Source organism: Thauera sp. DNT-1 (genome assembly GCF_055393985.1).
In genome coordinates this window covers 173,100-197,099 of the sequence record NZ_AP043752.1, presented here as the reverse complement: position 1 = coordinate 197,099, position 24,000 = coordinate 173,100, and the positions used below count along the sequence as shown (strand labels likewise).

Below are 24,000 nucleotides of genomic sequence, written 5' to 3'. Positions count from 1 at the left end.
GTGAGGATTCGGAGACGGAAGCGTCAAGGCGCTTGAGGCGAAGCGTACGCGCGGCGCATGTGATCGCGACGCGCGTCGCGCCTGCAACGACCTCCGCAGTCGCAGCAGTTCTCCGTAGGAGCGACGCGAGTCGCGATCACGGCGCGTGCCATCATGCCGCGGCTCTCCGTAGGAGCGACGCGAGTCGCGATCACGGCGCTTGCCGTCACGCCGCGACTCTCCGCAGGAGCGACGCGAGTCGCGATGCACCGGACTGCGTCGCCCCCGGCCGGTCCGGTGGGACGAGGCATAATCTGCGCACGACTCGCGGCGCATGCGGACGAATACGCCAAACCATCCCGCACGGCTGCGCACTGAACGATACCCTCCAAGATGACCGCACCTGCCCCCGCCGCCTCCCTCCCCCCCGGCTTCATCGCCCTGCACGGCAACCGCATCGAGACCCTGCTCGACACCGTCGCCGGCTGGCTGGCGCAGCATCCGCTCGCCCCCCTCGAATCCGAGGTGATCCTGGTGCAGAGCAACGGCATGGCGGAATGGGTGAAGATGGCAATCGCGCGCCGGGCCGGGGTATGCGCGGCGGCGGCGGTGCAACTGCCGGCGCGCTTCCAGTGGCAGACCTACCGCCAGGTGCTCGGGCGCGCGCAGGTCCCGGCGCGCTCGCCGCTCGACAAGACCGCGCTCGCCTGGCGGCTGATGCGGCTGCTGCCCGAGGTGCTGGCCGAACCCGGCTTCGCGCCGGTCGCCGGCTACCTCGCGGATAACGACCCCGGCCGCCGCTTCCAGCTCGCGCTGCGCATCGCCGACCTCTACGACCAGTACCAGGTGCACCGGCCCGACTGGCTCGACGCCTGGGGAGAAGGGCGCGAGGCGCTGCCCGACGCCGGCCGCGGCGAGACTCCACTCACCGGCCGCGGCGAGACCCCGCTGCCCGAGGACCAGCGCTGGCAGGCACGGCTGTGGCAGCGCGTGGTCGACGAGCTCGACCCGCAGCAGCGCGCGCTGACCCGGCCGCAACTGCACGACCGCGTGCTCGCGGCGCTCGACGCGATCACGGAGGACGCCGCCCTGCACCCGGCCGCCGCGCTGCCGCGCCGCGTCGTGCTCTTCGGCATGACCCACGTGCCGCTGCCCACGCTGCAGCTGCTCGCCGCGGTGTCGCGCCACGCCCAGGTGCTGCTCGCCATCCCCAACCCCTGCCGCTTCCACTGGGCCGACATCCTGGACGGGCGCGAGTGGCTGCGCATCGCCCGCCGCCGCCAGCCGCTACGCGACGGCCGCGAGCTGCAGGACGTCGGGCTGGACGCGATGCACCTGCACGCCCACCCGCTCCTCGCCGCCTGGGGTCGCCAGGCGCGCGACTTCGTGCGCCAGCTCGACGCCTTCGACGACGCCGAGCAGACGCTCGCGCGCTTCCCGCTCGCCCGCATCGACCTCTTCGACGACGACCAGGACACCCACGACGTTGCCCAGCCCACACTGCTCGTCCAGGTCCAGCGCCACATCCGCGACCTCACCCCGCTCGCCGAGCATCCGCACCCGCCGGTGCCGGCCGAGGACCGCTCCATCGTCTTCCACCTCGCCCACAGCCCGGTGCGCGAGCTCGAGATCCTCCACGACCAGCTCCTCGCCCTGCTCGCCCGGCCCCCCGGGGACAAGCCGCTGCGCCCGCGCGACATCGTCGTGATGGTGCCCTCGATCGACGACTTCGCGCCGGCGATCCGCGCGGTCTTCGGCCAGTACGGCCGCCACGACCCGCGCCACATCCCCTTCGACATCGCCGACCTGTCGGCGCGCGCGAGCAGCCCGCTGATGGGCGCGGTGGAGTGGCTGCTGCGCATCCGGCATGACCGCTGCCGGCTGTCCGACCTCGGCGCCCTGCTCGACGTGCCCGCCATCGCCGCCCGCTTCGGCCTTGCCGAGGATGGGCTGCCACGGCTCACCGGGTGGATGCGCGGCGCCGGCATCCGCTGGGGCCTCGACGCGCGTCACCGCGCCGGGCTCGGCCTGCAGGCCTGCGGCGAGCAGAACAGCGCGCTCTTCGGCCTGCGCCGCATGTTGATGGGCTACGCCGCCGGGCGTTCGGAGGTCACGATGGACGCGCCTTTCGCCGGCATCGAGCCCTACGACGAGGTCGGCGGCCTCGACGCCGAGCTCGCCGGCGCCCTCGCGCACCTGGTCGAGCGCCTGATCCGCTGGCAGGCCGACAGCCGCCGACCCGCCACGCCCGCGGCCTGGACCCAGCGCCTGCGCGCCCTGCTCGCCGACCTGGTGCGTGCGGTGGACGACACCGACCGCCAGACCCTGGCCGCGCTCGACGACGCCCTCGAACGCTGGCTCGAGGCCTGCGACGAGGCCGCTTTCGAGGCCGAGCTGCCGCTCGCCGTCGCCGCCGAGGCCTGGCTCGCCGCGCTCGAGAGCCCCGCGCTCGACAAGCGCTTCCGCGCCGGCGGGGTCACCTTCTGCACGCTGATGCCGATGCGTGCGATCCCCTTCGAGGTGGTCTGCCTGCTCGGCATGAACGACGGCGACTATCCGCGCCGCAGCCCGCGCAGCGACTTCGACCTCATGGCCCTGCCGGGCCAGCAGCGCCCGGGCGACCGCGCCCGCCGCGACGACGACCGCCAGCTCATGCTCGAGGCCCTGCTCTCGGCCCGCCGGGTGCTCTACCTGAGCTGGTGCGGGCGCAACGTGCGCGACAACAGCGTGCAGCCGCCCTCGGTGCTGGTCGCCCAGCTGCGCGACTACCTCGCCGCGGGCTGGTCACCCGCGGTGGTGGCCGAACGCACCGTCGAGCACCCGCTGCAGCCCTTCAGCCGGCGCTACTTCGAGCCGGGCACGCCCTTGCTCACCTACGCACGCGAGTGGCGCGCCGCGCACGTCGAGGCGGCAGCGCAGGACAATGCCGTGCCGTCGCATGACGGGCAGGCGAACCGCGAAGCCACGGGCCGCGCAGCTCGTCCCACGCGCGGCGAGGCTGCCTCCCCGCCGCTGCCCCCCTTCGTCCCCGACCCGGCGGTCCCGCTCACCATCGCGGCGCTCGCCGCCTTCCTGCGCAACCCGGTCAAGGTCTTCTTCCGCGAGCGCCTCGGCGTGGTGTACGAGGACGTGGACGAGGCCCTGCCCGACGACGAGGCCTTCGGCTTCGACGGTCTCGAGGAACACGGCCTGGTCGAGGAACTCGCCGCCGCGGTGCTCGCCGATCTCGCCCTTCTGCCACCACCCGAACTGCACGCCTTCGCACTCGAAGCCGCGGTCGAGGCCCAGCTCGGACGCATCGAGCGCGCCGGCCGACTGCCGATCGGCGGCCTCGGCCTGCGCGCCCGCGCCGCACTCGGCGAGGCCGTGCTGCCGCTGCTGCGCGCGTGGCGGCTGGTCCGCGCCAGCCATCCCCTCGACGCCGAGCGCCGCAACCTGCGCTTCGCGCATGCCGGCGCGCTCATGGAGGACTGGCTGGACCACCGCGTGCGCGCCGACGAGCACGCGCTACCCTCGTGGCTCGCCCACGACCCTGGCCGCCTGCTCGAAGACGCCGACAAGGGCACGCTGCGCCCTTGGCGCCTGCTGCTGCCCTGGGTGCGCAGCCTGCTCGCCGCCGCGGCGGACAGCCCGAGCGGCGGCCTGCTGGTCGGCCGCGACGCCACCGTCCACATCGTCCCCACCGACCCCGCCGTCGCGCGCGCCCTGCTCGCCCGCCTGATCGAGGCCTGGATCGCGGGCCTGGGCGAGCCGCTGCCGGTGGCGGCCCGCACCGCGCTCGCCCTCGTCGGCGAGGGCAAGCCTGCCGAAGCCTACGAGGGCAGCGAGCACCGGCGCGGCGAGGTCGAGGAGGCCAGCCTCGCACGCTGCTATCCCGACTACGCCGCGCTGATCGAGGACGGCCGCTTCGAGCACCTCGCGCGCGCGCTCTACGGCCCGCTGCTCGAATGGATGGACAGCCACGTCGAGGCCGTCCCCCACCCGGCACCCGAGACCCAGGAGTCTGCCCGATGAGCCACCGCCTCGACCCCGCCTGCTTTCCGCTGCGCGGCAGCCGCCTCATCGAGGCCAGCGCCGGAACCGGCAAGACCTGGACCATCGCCGCGCTCTACCTGCGCCTGGTGCTCGGCCACGGCGACGCCGACACCGCCTTCGCGCGTCCGCTGCTGCCCGCCGAGATCCTGGTGATGACCTTCACCCGCGCCGCCACGCGCGAGCTCTCCGAGCGCATCCGCGAGCGCCTGCGCGAGGCTGCGGCCTGGTTCCGCAACGAAGATGCGGGCCGCGCACCCGACCCCCTGCTCGACGAACTGCGCGCTGCCTACCCCGACGCGGCCGCGCGCCGCAACGCCGCCTGGCGCCTGGCGATGGCGGCCGCGGCCATGGACGACGCGGCGGTGTTCACCATCGACGCCTGGTGCCAACGCATGCTGCGCGAACACGCCTTCGACAGCGGCAACCCCTTCGACGAGGAGCTCGCCGCCGACGAGAGCGTGCTGCTGACCGAGGCCGCGCAGGACTACTGGCGCCAGCACTGCTACCCGCTCGCCGGCGAGGCGCTGGAGCTCGTACTCGCGCAGTGGGCCGACGTGCACGCCCTCGTCGAGGACATGCGCGCGCTCGTCGGCCAACCGCTGCAGGGCGCGGATCGGGATGACGGCGGGGACCGGGATCGGAGCGCGGATCCCGGCGACCAGGACGGCGTGCGGCGCGATTCGGCCGGTGGCGAAACCCTGGCCGCACTGATCGGGCGCGTCGGCGGCGCGCACCGCCGGGCGCGGGTGGCGCTCTCGCGTGGCTGGGCCGAGCGCGCGCGCGCCATGAAGGACTGGCTGGACGAGGAACTCGCCACCAAGGCCAAGCTGTGGAATCGCACCAAGCTGCACGAGCGCTATTACACGCCCTGGCTGGAGGCGCTCGAACAGTGGGCGCGCAACCCGCTCGACCGCAGGCTCGAGCTCCCCGACAGCGCCCGCCACCGCCTCACCCCAGACGGCCTGCTCGAGGCGCGCAAGGCCGACGCCCCGGCGCCCGTGCTGCCCGAGCACTTCGCCGCCTTCGCCGGCCTGATCGAAGACCACGACGCCCTACCCGACCCGCGCACCGCGCTACGCATCCACGCCGCCACCCGGGTCGGCGAGCGCCTCGCCGAGCTCAAGCGCCAGGCGCGCAGCTTCGGCTTCGCCGACCTGCTCGACCGTCTCGACCGCGCCCTCGCCGGGCCGCACGGCGCGCGCCTGCGCGAGCGCATCCTCACCCAGTACCCGGTGGCGCTGATCGACGAGTTCCAGGACACCTCGCCGCTGCAGTACCGCCTCTTCGACGCGCTCTACCGCACCGCCGACGACGACCCGCGCAGCGCGCTGCTGCTGATCGGCGACCCCAAGCAGTCGATCTACGGATTTCGCGGCGCGGACATCTACAGCTACCTGCAGGCCCGCCGCGCCACCGCCGGCCGGCACTACATGCTCGGCACCAACTTCCGCTCGGCGCACGCGCTGGTGGGCGCGGTCAACGCCTGGTTCGCCCAGGCCGAGGACCGCCCGGGCGCGGGCGCCTTCGGCTTTCGCGACGGGGCGGACAACGCCCTGCCCTTCGAGGCGGTGGCGGCGCAGGGGCGCGAAGAGGTCTTCCATGCCGATGGCGGCGTGCCCCCGGCGCTGCTCATCCACCATGACCTGACGCTGCGCAGCGCCGGCGAGATCCGCCGCCTGTTCGCCGCGCGCTGCGCCGAGCGCATCGTCGGCTGGCTCAACGACGAGCACGCCGGCTTCCAGGCCCCCGGCAAGGCATTCCAGCGCCTGCGCCCGGCCGACATCGCGGTGCTCGTGCGCAGCGGGCGCGAGGCCGCGGAGGTGCGGCGCGCGCTGCGCCGGCGCGGCCTGGCCTCGGTCTATCTGTCGGACAAGGACTCGGTCTTCGCCAGCGCGGAGGCGCACGACCTGCTGCACTGGCTGCGCGCGGTGGCCTCGCCGCTCGACGCCCGCCTCGTGCGCGCCGCGCTCGCCACCCGCACGGTGGGCCTGTCGATCCCCGAACTGGCCCGGCTGGCGAGCTCGGACGCGGCCTTCGACGCGCGCAGCGAGCAGTTCCGCGCGCTGCACGTCGCCTGGCGCGAGCTCGGCGTGCTCACCATGCTGCGCCGCAGCCTGCACCTGCTCGACCTGCCCGCGCGCTGGCTGGCCGAGCCCGAGGGCGAGCGCCGGCTCACCAACTTCCTGCACCTGGCCGAGCTGCTGCAGCAGGCCGGCGCCACGCTCGAGGGCGAGACCGCGCTGGTGCGCTGGCTGGCGATGACGATCGAGGCCGGCGGCAGCGGCGCCGGCGAGGAACAGGTGGTACGCCTGGAGAGCGACGCCGACCTCGTCAAGGTGGTCACGGTGCATAAGAGCAAGGGTCTCGAATACCCCGTGGTCTGCCTCCCCTTCGCCACCAGCTTCCGCGCGGTGGAGCGCAGGACCGCGCGCTACCTCAAGCTCGCCGACGCCAGCGGGCGGCGGCGGCTCGCGCTCGACTACGACGACGCCGACCTCGAACGCGCCGAGGCCGAGCGCCTGCGCGAAGACCTGCGCCTGTTCTACGTCGCGCTGACGCGCGCGCGCCACGCGCTGTGGATGGGCTTCGCCGCGGTCAGGATCGGCAAGGGCAAGGCCTGCCAGACCCATCGCAGCGCGCCCGGGCACCTGCTCGCGGGCGGCGCTGCGCTCGACGAGGCCGCCTGGCTCGCCCCGCTGCAGGCGCTGGCGACAGCCGCCGCGCAGGATGGCGCGACCGGCACGGAGGCCGACGGCCGCACCCGCATCGCGCTCGAGGCCGCGCCGCCCGAAGAGGCGCACACCCTGCTGCGCCGGCGCGAGGCCTTGCCGCCGCTGCAGGACAGCGCGCCCTACCGCGCCGACTTCGAGCGTCGCTGGTCGCTCGGCAGCTTCTCCGCGCTGGTGCGCGACATCGATCCGGCGCAGATGGTCGCCCTGCCGGGCGCCGGAAGCGCGCCACCGGCGCCCGCACGCGGCACCACCGCCGACCTCTTCGCCGCGGCGCCCGATGAAGCCGGCTCGGCAGCCCCCCTGGCGGCGGACGATTATGGCCAGGCCGAGGCGGCCGGGGCCGCCCGCATCCTGCCGGTCCACGTCCGCCGCCCGGCGGCCGACGAGGCGCTCGTCCGCCTGGAGGAGGATGCCGCACTGGCGCCATCCGGTGCGGACGGTGGCCTCGCCCTCGCCCCCCCCGACACGGACCGGCCGCCTTGGCACCGCTTCCCGCGCGGCGCCTTCGCCGGCGACTTCCTCCACGACGTGCTCGAATGGCTCGCCGCGGAAGGCTTCGCGCTCGCCACCAACGAGGGCCTGGAGGCCGCGCTGCGCCGGCGCTGCGAGCGCGCCGGCCACGGCGAGCGTGCCGACGAGCTTGTGCAGTGGATGCGCGCCCTGCTCGGCGCCCGCCTGCCCAGCCTGGACGCGGCGCTGCAGGACCTGCGCGTGCTGATCACCGAGATGGAGTTCTGGCTGCCCTCCGCTCAGCTGCAGGCGACGGCGGTGGACGCGCTGTGTCGGCGCCACCTGCTCCACGCCCAGCCCCGCCCCGCACTGCCGCAGCGCGAACTGCACGGCATGCTGATGGGCTTCGCCGACCTGGTGTTCGAACACGACGGGCGCTATTGGGTGCTGGACTACAAGTCGAACAGCCTGGGCGAGGACGGCAGCGCCTACGACCGCGCCGCACTCGAGGCGGCGATGGCGCATCACCGCTACGACGTGCAGGCGGCGATCTACCTGCTCGCGCTGCATCGCCTGCTGCGCGCGCGCCTGGGCGGGGCCTACGAGCCCGCCCGCCAGCTCGGCGGCGCGCTGTATCTCTTCCTGCGTGGCATCGACGGGCCGGCGCGCGGCGAATACGCCATCCCGGCCACGCCGGCGCTGATCGAGCTGCTCGACACCCTGGACCACCTGCTCGCCGACGAGGCTTCCCTGGCATGAGCCCCATCCACGCTTCGCCCTCGCCTGCCGCGGCGCCACACGCGGCGACAGCGCCCTCCGCGCCGACCGACGCCCTCCTCGCCACCCTCGACGCCTGGACGGACGCCGGCCTGCTGCGCCAGCTCGACAGCGCCTTCGCCCGTTTCATCGCCAGCCTCGACCCCGCCGCGCCGCCCGCGCTGCTGGTGGGCGCAGCGGTGCTGGCGCGCATGGAGGGCCGCGGCCATAGCTGCCTGCCGCTCGCCCCGCTCGCCGCGACCGACCAGGATCTGCTGGCCTGGCCGATGGAGGCCCAAGCGGCGATCGCCGCGCTGTGGCAGAACCTGCCCGCCGATTCCGCCGCCTGGCTGGCGGCGCTGCAGCAAAGCCCCGTGGTGCGCCGCATCGGCCACGACCCCGAACTCGGCCAGCCCCTGCTGGTGGACGGACCCGACACCGCACCGCGGCTCTACCTGCGCCGTTACTGGCAGTACGAGCGCAGCGTCGCCGCCGCGGTGGCGGCGCGCTGCGCGCAACCCGAGCCGGTCGACGAGGCGCGTGCGCGCACCTGGCTGGACCGCCTCTTTCCGGCCGCGCCCGGCACTCCGGCCCACGAGGCGGCGGTCGACTGGCAGAAGCTCGCCTGCGCGATCGCCTTGCGCGGGCGCCTGAGCATCCTCACCGGCGGCCCCGGTACCGGCAAGACCTACACCGCCGCGCGCCTGCTCGCGCTGATGCTCGCCACCCACCCGGCGCCCGAGCGCCTGCGCATCGCGCTCGCCGCCCCCACCGGCAAGGCCGCCGCGCGCCTGCGCCAGGCCATCGACGGCTCGCTGCAGGCCCTCCAGCGCAGCCTGGGCGGCCACCTCGACCTCGCCGCGCTGACCCGCCGCATCGGCGCCGCGCGCACCCTGCACGCGCTGCTCGGCGCCCGTCCCGACACGCGGCGCTTCCGCCACCACGCCGGCAATCCGCTCGACGTGGACGTGGTGATCGTGGACGAAGCCTCGATGGTGCACCTGGAGATGATGGCCGCCCTGCTCGAAGCCCTGCCGCGCGGCGCGCGCCTGGTGCTGCTCGGCGACAAGGACCAGCTCGCGTCGGTCGAGGCCGGCGCGGTGCTCGGCGACCTCTGCCGCGACGCCTCGGACGGACGCTACGACGCCGAGACCGCACGCTACCTGCTCGCCACCACCGGCGAGGCCCTGCCCACGCGCTACCTGGAGCCCACGGACAAGGCGCCCGCGCTCGCCCAGCACACCGTGATGCTGCGCGAGAGCCGGCGCTTCGAGGGGCCGATCGGCGCGCTCGCGCACGCGGTCAACGCGGCGCGCGACCCGGCCCTGCCCGCGCGCCTGCTGCGCGAGGATGCGAGCGGCGCGCTGCACGGGGTCGAGGGCGGACCGGTGGCGGCGGTGATCGCGCTCGCGCTCGGCGGCCGCAGGGGCGCACCCGCCTGCTACCGCGACTATCTGGAGCTGCTCGCACGCGGACCGGCAGGCAAGGACGCCGAGGCGCACGCCGCGTGGGCGACGGCGATCCTGCACGCCTTCGACCGCTTCCGCGTGCTGTGCGCGGTGCGCGAAGGCGACTGGGGCATGGCCGGGCTCAACCGCGCGATCGAGCACGCGCTCGCGCGCGCGCGTCTGCTGTCGCCACGCGGGACCTGGTACGCCGGGCGCCCGGTCATGGTCACCCGCAACGACCCCGCGCTCGGCGTCTTCAACGGCGACATCGGCATCACCCTGCCGGCGCTCGAGAGCGGCGGCCTGCGGGTGCACTTCCTCGACGGCGAGGCCTTGCGCTCGGTGGCGGCGAGCCGCCTCGCCCATGTCGAGACCGCGTTCGCGATGACGGTGCACAAGAGCCAGGGCTCGGAGTTCGAGCACACGGTGCTGGTGCTCGCCGCGCAGAGCGGCAACGTGCTCGTGCGCGAGCTGATCTACACCGCGATCACGCGCGCCCGCAAGGCCTTCAGCCTGGTGGCCGAACGCGAGGGCCTGCTGGAGCATGGCGTGTTGCAGGCGACCCGGCGCGAGAGCGGGCTGCTGGACTTTCAGGGAACGTAGACGATCGCCGGCGCGGGCGTGGAGGCGGTGACGGGGAAGACGAAGCGGAGAACGCGCGAGGATGAACGGCGGCGTTCTGCACGCGGGTCGCATCCCGAACCGCTTCATTCGCGGCTTGCGCCGCTCCTACGGGTGCCGGCGGTTGCCCTGAGCTCCTTTCGCGGCTTGCGCCGCTCCCACGGGGCGGGGCGGTTTCCGTGGGAGCGACGCAAGTCGCGATCGGGGCATCGGCGGTTTCCGTGGGAGCGGCGCAAGCCGCGAACCGGGCCGTCGGGCCAGCGCCTACCCCTCTACGCCACCGCCCCGCCGAACACCGGCATGTGCGCGAAGCCCGTCTTCATCAGCCGGAACAGCGCGTCCTCCTTCAGGGGCGGGGCGAACATGAAGCCCTGGACGAGGTCGCAGCCCATGTCCATGAGGCGTTCGAGCTGGGCCTCCTGCTCCACGCCCTCGGCAACCGTGATGAATTCGAAATGCCGCGCCATGTCGATCACGGTGCCGGTGAGGCGCTGGTCGGCGGGATTGGCGTGGAGCTCGCGGATGAAGGCACGGTCGATCTTGAGCACCGAGACCGGCAAGGCCTTGAGGTAGGCGAGCGAGGAATGCCCGGTGCCGAAGTCGTCGATCGCGATGCGGAAGCCCGCGCGCGCGAGGTGGTCGAGGTGGCGGGCGGCGAGCGCCATGTCCTGCATCAGGCCGGATTCGGTGACCTCGAGCTCGAGCGCCGCGGGCGGCACGCCGCTGGCCTCGACCTCGGCGACGAGGCGCTCGGCGAAGTCCGGCTGCATGAGCTGCTGGGTCGATACGTTGATCGCCATGCCGAATACGTCGGCGACGCGCCTCGCCTCGCGCCAGCGCCGCAGCGTGGCGAGCGCGGCGCGCACGACCCAGCCGCCGATCGCGAGGATCTCGCCGCTGGCCTCGGCGATGGGGACGAACTCGGCGGGCGAAACGCGTCCGTAGGCGCTGCTGTCCCAACGCAGCAGGGCCTCGACGCCGACGATGTCGCCGCTGCACAGCTCCACCTTGGGCTGGTACACCAGCGAGAACTCGTCGCGCCCGACCGCGCCGCGCAAGGCCTCGCGGATGCCGTTGCGGCGCTGCATCCGCGTCTCGAGCTCGGCCTCGTAGGCCTGCCACTGCCCCTCGCCTGCGGGCAGCGCGAGCGCCGCCATGCGCACGAGCTGCTCCGGGCTGCGCTCGTCCGCCTCGGCGGCGATGCCGATGCGCAGACCGAGGTGCAGCCGCATGTGTTCGACCTCGACCGGCGGGCGGAAGCCGGCGAGCAGCCGCTCGGCGAGCGCGCCGGTCGCGCCCCTCGCCGGAGCACAGTCGCACAGCAGGACCCACTGCGTGCTGTTCCACACCGCGAGGAAGCCCTCCGGGACGCATTCGCGCAGCCGCCGCGCTGCCGCGCGCGCGAGCTCGTCGGCCACGCCGAAGCCGTGCAGGCGCGAAACCTCGTCCATGCCCTCGATCGACAGGAAGAGCACCGCGGCGTCACGCCGCGCCGCCAGCCATGCACCGAGCTCGTCGAGCAGCGACAGCCGGTTGGGCAGGCCGGTGAGCGGATCGTGGCGCGCGCGCGCGACGAGTTCCTGCGTGCGTTCGGCGACCAGCGCTTCGAGCAGTTCCGCGCGTTCGGCGCGCTCCTTCATCAGGCGCTGCATGTGCAGGACGTTGCGGATGCGTTGCAACACCTCGACCTGGTCGAAGGGCTTGGTGAGGAAATCGCGCGCGCCGAGTTCGAGCGCGCGGTAACGGGTGGCATCGTCGATCTGCGCGGTGAGGATGATGACCGCCGGCGCCTCCGCGCCGCCCGCCGACAGCCGCTCCATGAGCTCGAGGCCGTTCAGGTGCGGCATGCGCACATCGAGCAGGATGAGGTCGGGCGCGTGCTCCGCCACCCGCGCCGCCACCCTGCGCGGGTCGGTGATGCCTTCGAGACGCAGGTAGCCCGCGTCTTCGAGCAGGGCGAGCAGCAGCTCGACGTTGGCGGGGTTGTCGTCGACGATCAGGATGTCGGCGTCGGCCTGCATGGGGACGCGATCAGTCATCGCTGCTCCTGTGTTCGAGGATCTGCCCGAGGCGCGCGACGAGGGCAGGAACGTCGAAGGGTTTGGTCACGTAGTCGATGAAGCCCGCCTCGCGCGCCTTGCGCACGGTGTGCGGCGAGGCCGCGGCGGAGATCGCCAGCACCGGGATGTGTGCGGTGAGCGGGTTGCGCGCGAGCAGGGCGCGCGCCTCCAGACCGCTCATGCCGGGCAGGTCGATGTCCATGAGGATGAGGTCGGGCGGATCGGAGCAGGCCGCCTCGATGCCGGCCTCGGCCGAATCCACGCTGTGCAGCACGGCCTGGCCGACGTCCTCGAAGACGTCCTGCATCAGCTGGCGGTTGGCGGGATTGTCCTCGACGTGGAGCACCCGGTGGCGCCGGCTCAGGGCTTGCGGCGCGGCCGCTGCACGCGCCTCGTCGCGGACCGCCGGCACCTGTTCGCACAAGGGCAGCTCGAACCAGAACGCGCTGCCCTCGCCCTCGCGGCTGTGCACGCCGAGCTCGCCGTGCATCAGATCCACCAGCTTGCGGGTGAGCGCGAGCCCGACGCCGGTGCCCTCGACGCTGCCGGACTCGGCGCCGAGGCGGTTGAAGGGCTGGAAGAGTTCGCCCAGCCGGCCCGCCGGGATGCCGATGCCGGTATCGACGACGCCGATCCGGCAGCGCCCGCCGACCGCCTCGCAGCGCACCTCGACCGCGCCGCCGGGGCGGTTGTACTTGATCGCGTTGCCAAGCAGGTTGATGAGGATCTGCTTCACCCGGGTGTAGTCGCCCGTGAAGCGCAGCGCGCAGGCCTGCGCCGGCGGCAGCGCCAGCGCGATGCCCTGCTGCTCCGCGAGCGGGAGGACGATCTGGGCGGCGTCCTCGATCACGTCGTGCGCGAGCATGGGCTCGAGCGAGACCTGCAGCCTGCCCGACTCGATGCGGGCGAGATCGAGCACCTCGTTGATCAGCTGCAGCAGGTGCCTGCCACTGCGGGCGATCTGCTCGACCTGGCGGAGCTGGCGCTCGGACAGCGGCTGGCGGCCGTTCTGCAGCAGCTGGGCGAAGCCGAGGATGGCGTTGAGCGGCGTGCGCAACTCGTGGCTCATCGAGGACAGGAACTCGGTCTTGGCCTGGTTCGCCTTCTCGGCCTGGTCGCGCGCCTGCTGCAGCTCTTCGGTGAAGCGCTGCTGCTCCTTGAACAGGCGGTACAGGTTGATCAGCAGTGCGCAGGTCGAGGTGAAGGGCTTGAGCCAGTCGACCAGCTCGTCCGGATAGTCCTGCGGCGCGTTGGCGATCGCGAACATGCCGATGACCTCGCCGCGGTCCATGATCGGCACGCCGAGGTAGCGCGACAGCGGCGGATGCCCGGGCGGCATCGCGCCGCCGCGCGGATCGGACCGCATGGCGTTGGAGAGCACCACCTCGCCGCGGGCGAAGACGCGCCCGAGCATGCTCGCCGGGTTGCTCAGGCGCATGTCCCCGCGCACCAGCTTGCGCATCAGCCCGCGGGTCTCGTCGTTCCAGGACAGGTCGGTGATGGCGTGGATCTTGAGCGCCGGGCCGCCCTCGCCGTGCTCCACCTCGCCGATCAACCCATACGCGCTGCCGGTGAGCGCGCACAGCGCGTCCTTCAGGAAGCCCCACAGCGTATTGCCCGAGATCAGCGCGTGGTAGTCGGTGAGGCCGCGGTGCAGCACCTCGAGCAGCGCGCGCTCCTGACGCTCGCGCTCGCGCACCTGATGCACGTCGCGCAGGTCGGACAGGATGCCGATGAAGTGGCGGCCCTCGAAGTCGTCCGCCTGCGCGCCCTGGCTCACCTCGCTGACGGTGAGCTGCACCGGGATGTGGCGGCCGTCGCGGTGCAGCGCGTCGACCTCGGTGCCCTTACCGATCACCCGCGCCACGCCGGTGCGCTGGTAGGCCTCGAGATGACCGTCGTGCGCGGAACGGAAGGGCTCGGGCATCAGCATGCGCACGTTGTGCCCGCGCAGCTCCGCCTCTTCGTAGCCGAACAGCGCGCAGGCGAAGCGGTTGACCTCGATGATCCGCCCGCGCCCGTCGATGCGCAGGATGCCGGCGGCCGCGCCCTCGGTGATGGCCTGGTAGCGCGCCGCGATGCGCGCGCTGCGGCGCGCCTCGTCGGCCAGGCGCTGGCGCTTGCGGTGCAGGCGGATCAACTGCTCGGCCTGGCGCGCGAGCAGCCGCAGGCGTGCGCGTTCGGCCTCCTCGAAGCGGCGCGGCACGGTGTCGATGACGCACAGGGTGCCGAGCACGAACCCCTGGTCCGAACGCAGGGGCTCGCCGGCGTAGAAGCGCACCTGCGGCGCAGCGGTGACGAGCGGGTTGTCGGCGAAGCGCGGGTCGCGCGCGGCGTCCTCGACCACCAGGGGCGCGTTGGAGAACACCACATGGGTGCAGAAGGAGACGTCGCGCGGAGTCTGCGCCACGCACAGCCCGTGCGCCGACTTGAACCACTGGCGCGCATCGTCCACGAGCGAGACGAGCGCGATCGGCACGCCGAAGATCGACGCGGCCAGTTGCATCAGGTTGTCGAAGGCGTCCTCGCGGGGCGTGTCGAGTATCGCCAGCGCACGCAGTTCGGCGAGGCGCTCGGGCTCGTCGGCCGGCAGTCCTGGGTCGATCATCGCGGGATCCATGCACGCAGGGTATGCGTAAAGGCATCAGGGTAGCCGCTCTCGCCGATCTGCGCCGTGAGCCAGCGCACGCCCCGGCGCATGCGGCGCGAGACGCCGGGGCCCGGCGCAGCCGCGCAACCGCGTTCGTCGCGGCATGGACGGGGAGGACGAATTGCGCGAGACTGCGCGGTCCCCGGGGGACGGCCTCGGCCGCCGCCGGGTTTCTTCCCTGGCCGCACGGAGATCCTGCCGGCGATGCGTTCGGACGAGCTCGACTTCCACGCGCTGATCGACTTCATGCCCGACAGCGGCGCGATCCGCTTTTGCGGGCGGCGGGCGATCCTCGTCCATGCCGACTCGATGGGCGCGCTGCGCAAGGAGCTGGTCGAGACCCTGGGCAGCGAGATCGCCAAGGTGGTGCTCACGCGCTACGGCTTCAGCTGCGGCTACGAGGATGCCGAGCTGCTTGCCGCCTACATGCATCCGGACAGCCTGGAGGAGTTCATCCTCGGCGGACCGCGCACCCACATGTTCTCGGGCATCGCCGAGGTCGCGCCCGATGCGCTCGAGCTCGACCATGCCAGCGGGCGCTACCGCATGAGCGGGCGCTGGCGGCACTCCTACGAGGCCGAGCAGCACCTGCGCCTGTTCGGTCGCGCCGACGAGCCGGTGTGCTGGACGCTGACCGGCTATGCCTCGGGCTTCGCCTCGCGGGTGCTGCAGGCCGACATGATCTGCGTGGAGACGGCCTGCGAGGGGCGCGGTGATCCCCACTGCGCGTGGACGCTGATGAACGCCAGCGATTGCGCGCCCGAGCTCGCCGGCCTGCGCGAATACTTCAAGCCGCTCAACCTGCGCGACCGCCTCAACCTGCTCGAGAGCCGGGTGCATGAGCGCACCCGCGAGCTCGAGGCCTCCGAGCAACGCTACCGCAACCTCATCGAGGACCTCCCCGAGATGGCGTTCGCGCTGCACGCCTCGGGGCGCCTGCTGCACCTGAACAAGGCGGCGCGCCTGCGCCTCGGGGTGAGCGAGGCGCGGCTGCACGCGCTGCGCCTGAAGGACCTCGTGCTGCCCGACTACACCGCGCGCGCCACCGCCTTCCTCAAGGAGATCGCGGCACGCCGCAGCACCACCACGCTCGACCTGGTGATGCGCGACGCCGCAGGCCTGCCCTTCCCGGTACGGCTGCAGGTCGAGCCCGTGCTCAAGGACGATCGCATCGTGGGCTACAGCGGGCTGGCGCTCGACATCAGCGCCCAGCTCGAACGCGAGCGCGAGCTCACCGAGTACGCGCGCCGCATCGAGTCGCGCGAGCAGCAGATCCAGGACGTGATCAACGAGGCGGTCTATATCCTCGACGGCCAGGGCCGGCTGAGCTTCGTCAACACCCGCATGGCCGAGCTGCTCGGTGCCGCACCCGAGGCGGCGATCGGGCACGCCGTCGGCGACTTCATGCCGGCCTCTTCGGCCGCACGCATCGAGCGCGATTTTGCCCGCCGCATCGCCGGCGAGGCCGGCCGGCCCTTCGAGATCGCGCTCTCCGGACGCGAGGGCAGCAGCGTGGTGCTCGAGGTCAACTCCACCCTCTTCGTCGGCCGCGACGTCGCCGAGGGTGTGATCGGCGTGGCGCGCGACATCACCGCGCGCCGGCAGATGGAGCGCGAGCTCGCGCAGGCCAACCGCCTGAGCGCGCTCGGCCAGTTCGCCTCGGGCGTGGCGCACGAGATCAACAACCCGCTCGGCCTGGTGTCCGGCTATGCCGAGGAACTCCAGGCCCTGCTCGACGAATGCACGCCGCTCGGTGATGACCGGCGGCTCGCGCAGCTGCGCCGCGGACTGGCCACCATCCAGCAGCAGGCCCACCGCTGCAAGGCGATCACCGCCAACCTGCTCGCCTTCTCGCGCCGCCAGAGCGCCAGCCTGGAGACGGTGGACGTGGGCCTCTTCGTCGCCGAACGCCTGGCCTTCTTCAACGACGCCGGCCTCACCCGCGGCGTCGAGCTCGCGGTCGACATCGCACCGGGTCTGCCTCAGGCCGGCACCAGCCCGGCCCTGCTGGAACAGGTGCTGCAGAACCTGATCAAGAACGCCTGCGACGCGATGAACGGCAGCGGGCGCATCGACATCGCCGCACGCGCCGTCGGCGAAGGCATCGAGATCGAGATCGGCGACAGCGGGCCTGGTTTCGCGCCGGGGGTCGCCGAACGCGTGTTCGATCCCTTCTTCACCACCAAGCCACCGGGCAAGGGCACCGGGCTGGGCCTGTCGATCTGCTACGCGATCATCAACGAGCTGGGTGGCCGCATCGCCTGCGGCAACCGCCCCCAGGGCGGGGCCTGGTTCCGCCTGGTGCTGCCGCTTGCGGAAGACGGACCGGGAGCCGCGAAGCATGACTGATCGACCCATCACCGATCGCCACGTCCTCATCGTCGACGACGAGGAGCTCTACCGCGAGCTGCTCGGCGGCCGCCTCGGCCGCCAGGGCTACCGCATCAGCGAGGCCGGCGACGGCGAGGGCGCGCTGCGCTGCATCGAGGGCGGCGGTGTCGAGCTCGCCCTCATCGACATCAAGATGCCGGGCATGGACGGCATCGAGTTGCTCGAGCGCATCAAGCAGCTCGCGCCGCGCACCGAGGTCGTGGTGCTGACCGGCCACGGCAGCATCGACAGCGCGATCGCGGCGATGAAGCTGGGCGCCTTCGACTACCTCACCAAGCCCTACCAGCTCACCGAGCTCGACCTCGTGGTCGCGCGCGCGCTCGAACGCAGCGCGCTCGCGCGCCGCTGCGACGCGCTCTCGGTCGAGGTGGCGCGCCTGCGCAGCCGCGACGACGACGGCATGGTCGGGGACAGCCCGGCGTGGCTGCGGATGCTCGAGCAGGTGCGCCGCGCGGCGGCGCTCGACGTGCCGGTGCTGCTCACCGGCGAGAGCGGCGCCGGCAAGGAGGTGGTGGCCGCCGCGCTGCACCGCTGGAGCCGGCGCGCGGGCGAGGCCTACGTCCCGGTGAACTGCGGCCTGCTCGAAGGCGAGCTGGTCGAGAGCGAGCTCTTCGGCCACAAGCGCGGCGCCTTCACCGGCGCGAGTGCGGACCGCGAGGGCCTGTTCGAGCTGGCGAGCGCCGGCACCCTCTTCCTCGACGAGATCGGCGAGTTGCCGCTCGCCTGCCAGGCCAAGCTGCTGCGCGTACTCGACAGCGGCGAGTTCCGCCCCCTCGGCGCCAGCGCCGTGCGCCGCACCGGCGCGCGCGTGATCGCCGCCACCCACCGCGACCTGGAGGCGCTCGTGGCCGCGGGCCGCTTCCGCCACGACCTGCTGTACCGGCTCGACGTCGTCCACATCGTCGTGCCGCCGCTGCGCGAGCGCCGCGAGGACATCCCGCTGCTGGTCGAGCACCTGCTGCACCAGGCGGTGCGGCGCCACCCCGGCACGCCCGCCCCGCGCGTCGAGCCCCAGGCCCTGCAGCGCCTGATCGACTATGCCTGGCCGGGCAACGTGCGCGAGCTGCGCAACGTGGTCGAGCGCCTGCTCGTCTTCGCCGACGGCGACCGCATCGACGCGGCGCGCGTCGATGCCTTGCTGCACCCCGGCGCCAGGACGGTCGCGAGCACTGGCCGGACCGGCTTCGAGCGCATCGTCCCGCTTGCCGAGATGGAGCAGGCCTACCTGCGCTGGGTGGTGGACAAGCTCGACGGCAACGTCAGCGCCGCGGCCACCCGGCTCGGCATCGCGCGCTCGACCATCTACCGCCTGCTGCGCCCGCACGCGGACGAAGGCGCGCGACCGTAAGGGCACGCGGGCACGCCGCAGGGCGTGCCCGTCGCAGCCTGCAACACTGTCGCAGGACAGGACGCTCTCCCCGTAACCCGCGTCCGCCGCGGGTCTCGCCCTCTTTTCGCCCCTCCGTGCAGCGCCCTGCCCGGTCCCCGCTGTCGCAAACCGCGACACCTCCCCTGCTGCCGGCGAGGCCGGCACACGCACACGATCCGCGCGATTGTTGGATATTCAACAATTAGACGCGCCCTGGCCCGCCCCTTGCTTTGTACTCCTCCAACGGGGAATCCATACCCCAGCCCAGGAGGAGAACCATGCAGTCGAACAAGATCCGAATCCTCGTCGCCAGCCTCGCGCTGAGCTGTGCCCACATCGCCCTTGCGGCCGATCCCCCCGCCGAGGGGCGCGACCGCACCTACGCCAAGGTGTGCAGCTTCTGCCACGACAAGGGCGTCGGCCCGGCGATCCTCGGTCGCGCGTTGCCCGCGGCCTACATCGAGAACGTCGTGCGCCACGGCTTCCGCGCGATGCCGAGCTTCCGCAGCAGCGAGATCGACAACACCGCCCTCGCCAGCGTCGCACGCTGGGTGTCGCAATCGCCGGCCTCCAAGGCCTCGACGGCCTCGCCCGCCTCGCCGGCCCCGAGCGCCGCACCCGCCACGAAAGCGCAGTAGGAGCCGACCATGGACAGACGCGAATTCTTCCGCCGGACGGGCGGCGGCATGCTGCTCGGTGCCCCGCTCGCCAGCCTGCCCGCGACCGCGGCGGCGCTGGTCTCGCCTGCGGGCGCGGCGGCTGCGGTCGTGGTGATCGGCCAGGCCGACCGCAGCGGCGCGGTCACCCTCGCGCAACGCCTCGCCGCCGCGCTCGGCCATGGCGGACGGCCGCTGCCGGTGCACGCCCGCGACGCCGCTGCGCTGCGCCGCCCCGAGCAGGTCGACGCGCTGCTCGCGCTGCCGCACGGCACCCGCCTCCTCGGCGTGATGGACGACGCCTCGGCGATCGTCTTCCTGGCGATGGCGTCGAGCCGCGGCGCGCACCTGCTCGCCCACGGCCACCATCGCCTCGCCTCGCAGGGCGCGACCCGCCACGCCTGCAGCGCCACCGGCTGCGGCGAGGCGCTCGCCTGGCACGAACCGGCCTCGCATCCGGCCACGCACGTCGAGCGCTTCTACCTCGCCACCCTCGGCGAAACCGCCCCGGGCGCACGCACGTCGCTGCCCGCAGTCCCGGGCGGCGACGAAGCGCTCGCCTCCTTCCTGATCCGGCTCTGACCCTCCGGACCACCACCCGAACGCCATCCCCCCGCCTTCCGCACCCGGAGAAACCATGACCACCACCCCGCGCAACGTGCTGCCCAAGGGCGTCAGTGCGAACGACTTCGAACAGGCCCTCGCCCAGATCCGCGCGATCGTCGGCGCCGAATACGTCGTGGCCGAGGACACCGCCCTCGCCCCCTACAACAAGATCATGATGGCCGTGCCCGACGAGCAGCACGCCCCGTCCGCCGCGGTGATGCCCGACAGCGTCGAGCAGATCCAGGCCATCATGAAGGTGCTCAACCAGCACCGCATCCCGGTGTATCCGATCTCCACCGGCAAGAACCTGGGCTACGGCTCGGCCGCCCCGGTCGAGCGCGGCCAGCTGGTCATGGACCTGCGCCGCATGAACCGCATCCTCGACGTCGATGCCGAGCTGTGCACCGCGCTCGTCGAGCCCGGCGTGACCTACCAGCAGCTCTACGACTACCTGCAGGAGAAGAAGCTGCCGCTGTGGTTCTCCTGCCCCGCCCCTTCCGTGATCGCCGGCCCGCTCGGCAACATGGTCGACCGCGGCGTGGGCTACACGCCCTACGGCGAGCACTTCCTGTTCTCGTCGGGCATGGAGGTGGTGCTCGCCGACGGCGAGGTGCTGCGCACCGGCATGGGCTCGATGCCAGGCTCGAACACCTGGCAGGTCTTCAAGTGGGGCTACGGCCCGACGCTGGACGGCATCTTCACCCAGTCGAACTACGGCATCGTCACCAAGATGGGCATGTGGCTGATGCCGGCGCCGCCCGACTACCGTCCCTTCCTGATCCAGTACCCGGAAGACACCGACATCACCAAGATCGTCGACGCGCTGCGCCCGCTGCGCATCGCGATGGTGATCCCCAACGCGGTGGTGATCGCCCACACGCTGTGGGAGGCGCCCTGCACCAAGGTCAATCGCGCCGACTACCACCCGGGCCCGGGCGCGATCAGCGACGAGGCGGTGCAGAAGATCCGCAAGGACCACAACCTCGGCGCCTGGAACGTGTATGCCGCGCTCTACGGCACGCCGGAGACCAACGCGGCGAACTGGAAGATCATCGAGCAGGTGGCCGCGGCCACCGGCGGCACGCTGATCACCGACTCGACCGAACAGGGCGGGCGCGCCACCCAGTACCGCTTCGACCTCATGAAGGGCAAGCCCAACCTCGGCGAATTCGACCTCTACAACTGGCGCGGGGGCGGCGGCTCGATGTGGTTCGCGCCGGTGTCGCAGGCCAAGGGCAGCGAGACGCTCAAGCAGATGCAGCTGGCCAAGGGCATCCTCGCCAAGTACGGCTTCGACTACGTGGGCGAGTTCATCGTCGGTTGGCGCGACATGCACCACGTCATCGACCTGCTCTACGATCGCAGCGATGCCGAGCAGATGAAGAAGGCCCACGCCTGCTTCGACGAGCTGCTGCAGGCCTTCGCCCGCGAGGGCTACGGCGTGTATCGCGCCAATACCGCCTTCGCCGAGAAGGTCGCCGCCACCTACGGACCGGTCAAGCGCGACGTCGAGCGCCGCCTCAAGCGCGCCCTCGACCCCAACAACATCATCGCCCCGGGACGCTGCGGCATCAGCATCTGATCCCCCACCGGCGGCCGTGCGCACGTGCCACGCGTGCGCTGCGGCCGCCCTTGCGCAGAGGAAACCAAGGATGAACGAGATCCACCTGCTGATCGGCGGCGAACGTCGCCGCGCCACGGACGGCGCCAGCTTCGAACGCCGCAACCCGCTCGACCACGGCGTCGCCACGCGCGCTCCCGCGGCCACCGCTGCGGACGCGGTGGCCGCGGTCGAGGCCGCCGCCGCGGCCTTCCCCGCGTGGGCCGCCACCGGCCCCGGCGAGCGCCGCGCGCTGCTGATGAAGGCGGCGCACGCGCTCGAGGTGCGCGCCGAGGCCTTTACCGCGGCGATGGCCGCCGAGACCGGCGCCTCGGCGATCTGGGCCGGCTTCAACGTGCACCTGGCGGCCGGCATGCTGCTCGAGGCGGCGGCGCTGACCACCCGCATCGAGGGCAGCATCCTGCCCTCGGACGTGCCCGGCTCGGTGGCGATGGCGGTGCGCCAGCCCGCTGGCGTGGTGCTCGGCATCGCGCCCTGGAACGCCCCGGTGATCCTGGGCGTGCGCGCGATCGCCACCCCGCTCGCCTGCGGCAACACCGTGGTGCTCAAGGGCTCGGAGCTGTGCCCGGCCACCCACGGCCTGATCATCGAGGCGCTGCAGGACGCCGGGCTGCCGGCGGGCGTGGTGAACTTCGTCACCAACGCCCCGGCCGACGCCGGCGCGGTGGTCGAGGCCATGGTCGCGCACCCGGCGCTGCGCCGGGTGAACTTCACCGGCTCGACCCACGTCGGCCGCCTGATCGCGCAGACCTGCGCCCGGTACCTCAAGCCGGCGGTGCTCGAGCTCGGCGGCAAGGCGCCTTTCGTCGTGCTCGACGACGCCGACCTCGACGCCGCGGTGGCGGCGGCCACCTTCGGCGCCTTCGCCAACTCGGGCCAGATCTGCATGTCCACCGAGCGCATCGTCGTCGATGCGGCGGTGGCCGACGACTTCGTCGCCCGCCTGGCGGCGCGCGCCCGCGCCCTGCCCCTGGGCGACCCGCGCAAGGGCCCGGTGGTGCTCGGCTCGGTGGTCGACCAGCGCACGGTCGAGCGCTGCAACGCGCTGATCGACGATGCGCTCGCCAAGGGGGCGACGCTGGTGTGCGGCGGCAAGGCCGACAGCACGCTGATGCCCGCCACGCTGCTCGACCACGTCAGCGCGCAGATGCGCATCTACCACGAGGAGACCTTCGCCCCGGTGAAGGCGATCGTGCGCGTCCAGGGCACCGAGGCCGCCATCGCCTGCGCCAACGACAACCCCTTCGGCCTCGCCGCCGCAGTGTTCGGGCGCGACCTCGCGCGCGCCTGGCAGGTGGCCGGGCGCATCCAGTCGGGCATCTGCCACATCAACGGGCCCACGGTGCACGACGAAGCGCAGATGCCCTTCGGCGGCGTGAAGGATTCGGGCTGGGGACGCTTCGGCGGCCAGGCCGGGATCGAAGCCTTCACCGAGCTGCGCTGGATCACCCTGCAGACGAGCCCGCGCCACTACCCGTTCTGAGGCGCCCGCGGCCCCGGGGCCGCAACCCGAGGCCGCGGCCTGCATCGCATCGCATCGCATCGCATTGACAGAAAAACACAGGGAGGAGACTTCATGAACAAGCAGCTTCGCAACGCGGTCCTCGTCGCGCTCGGCGCGCTCGCCGCGGGCACGGCCGGCGCCAAGGAAGGCGGCGACCAGTATCCGAACGGAATCGAGACCTGGTTCGCCGGCGCGGTGCCGCCGCCGGGCAACTACTTCATCAACTACTTCGGCCATTACGGCGGCGACCTCTACAACGGCGAGGGCAAGCGCGTCGCCGGCACCTCCGCGAGCGCCTGGTTCAACGCCTTTCGCTTCGTCAAGGTGAGCGGCATCAAGGTGCTGGGCGGGGACTGGGCGGGCCACGTGATCCTGCCCGTGGTGCACCAGCGCCTGAACCTCGGCGGCGGCAGCGCCTCGGCGAGCGGGCTGGGCGACCTCACCATCGACCCCTTCATCGTCGCCTGGCACCAGGGCGACTGGCACTGGACGGTGGGGCTGGACATCAACCTGCCGATCGGGCGCTACAAGTCGGGCGATCCGCGTACGAGCATCGGGGCCAACTACTGGAGCCTCGAACCGATCTTCGCCTTCACCTGGCTGTCGCAGAGCGGCTGGGAGGTCTCGGCCAAGCTGATGTACAACATCAAGGGCGGCAACGACGACTTCCGCGCAAGCCCCGGCGCGGCGAAGCAGAAATACGACTCCGGCGACGACTTCCACATGGACTACCTCGTCGGGCGCCGCTTCGGCCCCTGGGGCGTGGGCCTGTCGGGCTACTACCTCAAGCAGACCACGGACGACAAGGTCGACGGCACGGTCATCCCCGCCATCCCGGGGGTGTGGTCGCGCGGACGCCGGGGCGAGGTGCTCGCGGCCGGTCCCAGCCTGACCTACTCGACCAAAGGCGGTACGATGCTGATCGCGCAATGGCAGCACGAGTTCGAGCGCGAGAACCGCTTCGGCGGCGACAAGGCGGTGCTCAAGCTGGTAATGCCGTTCTAGCGTGGTCCGGAAGGCGGTGGGCTGGGCGGTGGATCGAAGGTTCGCGGCCCCCGCCCTCGCCGCGCCCCCGTGGGTCGGATGCCTGCCGCCGCCACCGCCTTCCGCCCACCGGCGCGC

The 24,000-nt window shown here is 72.7% G+C and carries 12 protein-coding genes; 10 read left to right on the top strand and 2 right to left on the bottom strand.

Annotation, left to right across the window (positions count from 1 at the left end):
• Window positions 1-372 precede the first annotated feature (372 nt).
• From recC to recD, 3 genes are read left to right on the top strand one after another with little or no spacing between them, the layout of a single operon-like run.
• Window positions 373-3,993: an exodeoxyribonuclease V subunit gamma gene (recC, locus tag ACZ5PP_RS00900; RefSeq protein WP_464826589.1), complete on the top strand. Its 3,621-nt coding sequence runs from the start codon at window positions 373-375 to the stop codon at window positions 3,991-3,993.
• Window positions 3,990-7,955 (top strand): UvrD-helicase domain-containing protein, encoded by a 3,966-nt coding sequence (locus tag ACZ5PP_RS00895; protein ID WP_464826588.1) that lies wholly within the window; start codon window positions 3,990-3,992, stop codon window positions 7,953-7,955. The genes recC and ACZ5PP_RS00895 overlap by 4 nt, the downstream gene beginning before the upstream one ends.
• Window positions 7,952-10,003: an exodeoxyribonuclease V subunit alpha gene (gene recD / locus ACZ5PP_RS00890; RefSeq protein WP_464826587.1), complete on the top strand. Its 2,052-nt coding sequence runs from the start codon at window positions 7,952-7,954 to the stop codon at window positions 10,001-10,003. Before ACZ5PP_RS00895 ends, recD begins: the two co-directional genes overlap by 4 nt.
• Before the next feature lie 290 nt (window positions 10,004-10,293).
• Here the strand turns inward: recD and ACZ5PP_RS00885 are convergent, their stop codons facing one another.
• Together ACZ5PP_RS00885 and ACZ5PP_RS00880 are read right to left on the bottom strand one after the other, a co-directional pair.
• Entirely contained in the window at window positions 10,294-12,060 is a 1,767-nt protein-coding gene (locus ACZ5PP_RS00885; protein WP_464826586.1) for a putative bifunctional diguanylate cyclase/phosphodiesterase, read from the bottom strand.
• Window positions 12,053-14,689, bottom strand: a complete 2,637-nt coding sequence (locus tag ACZ5PP_RS00880) for a GAF domain-containing protein (protein WP_043745524.1) — start codon at window positions 14,687-14,689, stop codon at window positions 12,053-12,055. The genes ACZ5PP_RS00885 and ACZ5PP_RS00880 overlap by 8 nt, the downstream gene beginning before the upstream one ends.
• A 246-nt stretch (window positions 14,690-14,935) precedes the next feature.
• Between ACZ5PP_RS00880 and ACZ5PP_RS00875 the strand changes: the two genes are divergently transcribed.
• The 7 genes from ACZ5PP_RS00875 to ACZ5PP_RS00845 all read left to right on the top strand — a co-directional run bounded on the left by ACZ5PP_RS00875 (window position 14,936) and on the right by ACZ5PP_RS00845 (window position 23,883).
• Window positions 14,936-17,080, top strand: coding sequence for a XylR N-terminal domain-containing protein (locus tag ACZ5PP_RS00875; protein ID WP_004319522.1), 2,145 nt, complete (start codon window positions 14,936-14,938; stop codon window positions 17,078-17,080).
• Complete coding sequence (locus tag ACZ5PP_RS00870) at window positions 17,073-18,470, top strand: sigma-54-dependent transcriptional regulator (RefSeq protein ID WP_004319523.1); 1,398 nt, start codon at window positions 17,073-17,075, stop codon at window positions 18,468-18,470. The genes ACZ5PP_RS00875 and ACZ5PP_RS00870 overlap by 8 nt, the downstream gene beginning before the upstream one ends.
• Window positions 18,471-18,769: 299 nt before the next feature.
• Window positions 18,770-19,129: a c-type cytochrome gene (locus ACZ5PP_RS00865; RefSeq protein ID WP_004319526.1), complete on the top strand. Its 360-nt coding sequence runs from the start codon at window positions 18,770-18,772 to the stop codon at window positions 19,127-19,129.
• A gap of 9 nt (window positions 19,130-19,138) precedes the next feature.
• Window positions 19,139-19,729 (top strand): hypothetical protein, encoded by a 591-nt coding sequence (locus ACZ5PP_RS00860; RefSeq protein ID WP_276656987.1) that lies wholly within the window; start codon window positions 19,139-19,141, stop codon window positions 19,727-19,729.
• Between the two features lie 55 nt (window positions 19,730-19,784).
• The gene (locus ACZ5PP_RS00855; RefSeq protein ID WP_004328373.1) at window positions 19,785-21,335 is read left to right on the top strand and encodes an FAD-binding oxidoreductase; all 1,551 of its coding nucleotides are present in this window, start codon (window positions 19,785-19,787) and stop codon (window positions 21,333-21,335) included.
• Between the two features lie 70 nt (window positions 21,336-21,405).
• Window positions 21,406-22,857: an aldehyde dehydrogenase family protein gene (locus ACZ5PP_RS00850; RefSeq protein ID WP_273424334.1), complete on the top strand. Its 1,452-nt coding sequence runs from the start codon at window positions 21,406-21,408 to the stop codon at window positions 22,855-22,857.
• A 93-nt stretch (window positions 22,858-22,950) separates the two neighbouring features.
• On the top strand, window positions 22,951-23,883 hold the full coding sequence (locus ACZ5PP_RS00845) for a SphA family protein (protein WP_273424332.1): 933 nt from the start codon (window positions 22,951-22,953) through the stop codon (window positions 23,881-23,883).
• Window positions 23,884-24,000 lie beyond the last annotated feature (117 nt).